Source organism: Mesorhizobium sp. M7A.F.Ca.US.002.01.1.1, from assembly GCF_004022955.1.
GTDB lineage: Bacteria > Pseudomonadota > Alphaproteobacteria > Rhizobiales > Rhizobiaceae > Mesorhizobium > Mesorhizobium ciceri.
This window is the reverse complement of record NZ_RZQE01000722.1, coordinates 1-2,158: the sequence shown is the minus strand read 5'-3', so window position 1 is coordinate 2,158 and position 2,158 is coordinate 1. Positions and strand designations below refer to the sequence as shown.

General features: G+C 63.3%; 4 protein-coding genes and 1 pseudogene. 4 read left to right on the top strand and 1 reads right to left on the bottom strand.

The genetic code is table 11. The features are described from left to right. The 3 genes and pseudogenes from EN932_RS34635 to EN932_RS34625 all read left to right on the top strand — a co-directional run. Nucleotides 1-192, top strand: a pseudogene (locus EN932_RS34635) (ABC transporter ATP-binding protein); the annotation flags it as partial. Nucleotides 193-196: 4 nt separating this feature from the next. Then, nucleotides 197-676 (top strand): GNAT family N-acetyltransferase, encoded by a 480-nt coding sequence (locus EN932_RS34630; protein WP_013529981.1) that lies wholly within the window; start codon nt 197-199, stop codon nt 674-676. A 1-nt stretch (nt 677) separates the two neighbouring features. After that, nucleotides 678-989 carry a DUF6665 family protein gene (locus tag EN932_RS34625; protein WP_013529982.1) on the top strand — a complete coding sequence of 104 codons (312 nt, stop codon included), beginning with the start codon at nt 678-680 and terminating at the stop codon, nt 987-989. Nucleotides 990-992: 3 nt separating this feature from the next. On the opposite strand, the gene EN932_RS34620 is transcribed toward EN932_RS34625, so the two are convergent. Beyond that, on the bottom strand, nt 993-1,337 hold the full coding sequence (locus tag EN932_RS34620) for a cupin domain-containing protein (protein WP_013529983.1): 345 nt from the start codon (nt 1,335-1,337) through the stop codon (nt 993-995). 314 nt (nt 1,338-1,651) lie between these two features. On the opposite strand from EN932_RS34620, the gene petA reads away from it, so the two are divergent. Continuing rightward, on the top strand, nt 1,652-2,158 hold a 507-nt coding region (petA, locus tag EN932_RS34615; RefSeq protein WP_128369459.1), incomplete at its 3' end, for a ubiquinol-cytochrome c reductase iron-sulfur subunit.

Genomic DNA, 2,158 nt, shown 5'->3' with positions numbered 1-2,158 from the left:
GCCCACCGGCTGTCGACGATCGCAGCACTCGATCGTCTGGTGGTGCTCGACGGCGGCCGCATTGTCGAGCAAGGCACGCATGACCAATTGGTGGCGCTCGACGGGCTCTATGCGCGGCTGTGGAAGCGGCAGTCCGGCGGTTTTCTCTATCACGAAGACAGCGTGCTCGAAGAGACGCGCCCGGCGGAGTAGCTCCATGGGTGGATCGACAGGCGCCATCCCAGAGGTCGGCTACGTGCTCAAGCGGCTCCGGCCGACCATGCCGGCCTTCGACACGCTGAAGGAAGAGAGCCGGCTGGAAGGCTACTGGATGCTGGTACGCCTTGCGGATGGCTGGGCAAGTGGCCGCAACAAGTTCCTGAAACGGGGGGAGGCGCTGTACGGAGCATGGTATGGAAGGGAACTCGCCGGCGTGTGCGGGTTGAACATCGATCCCTATTTCGAGGGCAGGGGCCACGGCCGGGTCCGGCACCTGTTTGTGAGCGCGCGCCACCGTCGCGCCGGCCTTGGCCGGATGCTGGTCGAAACCGTTGTCGACAGGGCACGTCACCATTTCGCCATGCTGAACACCCGCGCGCCGCAAGAAGCCTTCGGTTTCTATGAACGGCTTGGCTTTCAGCGCGTAGCAGGCGAAGAGTTCGTCACACACCGCATGGTTTTCGGGAAAGGAGGCTGAAATGTCCTTGCGTCCGCCATCTCATCTTGCCGGCGCCTCGGCCGCCGAAGCCGCCTTCGACGCGCTCGGCCATGAAATATTGGCGGAAAAGGCGGCAGCACTCGGCCGCGCCGGCCAGCGGGTAGAGGAAACGCTGGCCAGGCTGCGCGACAATGCCGACGAGCAACTGCGCCCCCTTCTGCTCAAGGATGCCGCCGAGGCGGTGCATGGCTATTTCATCCAGCGCGAGCTGTGCGGCTTGCGCAAGCACGATGCCGTCATTCGTGAATACAACATCCCGAAAGCGGTGCTGGCCAGGCTCGGCGCGAAATAGGGATCACTCCAGCCATTCGGTGATGAAGCTGCCATTCTCGTGGATGTCGGTCGTTTCCAGTGGGCCTGGGCCGAGATTGGTGAATTTGTGCGGCGTATTGGGTGGCACGATCAGGATCTGGCCGGCGGATGCCTCGATTTCCTGGTCGCCGACAGTGAACAGGCCGGTGCCCTGGCGGATGATGAAGATCTCCGCGTAGGGATGTGTGTGCAGGCGCGGGCCGCCGCCGACATCAGGCAGATAGTTGAAGATCAGGCAGGAGTTGGAGCCGTAGGCGCCACATTGCAACTCGCCCTTCCAATGGTCCGAGCGAACGGCCCAGGTGTCGCGGTCTATGACGTGTGCCATAATGACAAGGATAGACCCGGCTGGGGCCTTGTGTCGAGCCGAACAAGGGCGTCGGATTTGCGGGTGTTTCCCGATTGTTTAGTGATGGTTGGCGGCTATCCGGCGTCGTGTTGACCGGCGGCGGATTTTGTCCCCGCGACAATCTGCCCTTGTGCCTTCACCCGTCTGGACAAAAACGGGCTTCACGCATAAACCGAAGTCCAAATGCCGGAGGAATTCGCAAGCCTGTTCGCCATGCGCTGTCGGGTTGGCGTAATTGAGCGGGGAACAAGGCTCAGCCACCGGCACGGAAGAGGCGAAAGGATCAGGCACCCGTGAGCGCAACCGACACCCAGGATCCCAACCGTCGTGATTTTCTCTACGTCGCCACCGGCATGGCCGCAGTGGTCGGCGCGGGTGCTTTCGCGTGGCCGTTCATCGACCAGATGCGCCCTGACGCATCGACGCTGGCGCTCGCCTCGGTCGAAGTCGACGTCGCCTCGCTGACGCCGGGCATGTCGCTGATCGTCAAATGGCGTGGCAAGCCGGTCGTGGTCCGCAACCGCACCGAACAGGAAATGAAGGACGGCGAGGCGGTCAAGCTGGCCGATCTCAAGGATCCGATCGCCCGCAACGCCAATCTCCCGGCCGACGCACCGGCGACCGACGCCAATCGCACCACGCCCGGCAAGGAAGCCTGGATGGTGATGGTTCAGGTCTGCACGCATCTCGGCTGCATTCCGCTTGGCCAGGAAGGCGATTTCGGCGGCTGGTTCTGCCCGTGCCACGGTTCGCAATACGACACCGCCGGCCGCATCCGCAAAGGCCCGGCGCCGGAGAAC

Bases quoted from the DNA above. Each gene is read 5' to 3' on its own strand.
- EN932_RS34620 (WP_013529983.1), bottom strand. From the start codon at position 1,337: ATGGCACACGTCATAGACCGCGACACCTGGGCCGTTCGCTCGGACCAT.
- EN932_RS34630 (WP_013529981.1), top strand. From the start codon at position 197: ATGGGTGGATCGACAGGCGCCATCCCAGAGGTCGGCTACGTGCTCAAG.
- EN932_RS34625 (WP_013529982.1), top strand. From the start codon at position 678: ATGTCCTTGCGTCCGCCATCTCATCTTGCCGGCGCCTCGGCCGCCGAA.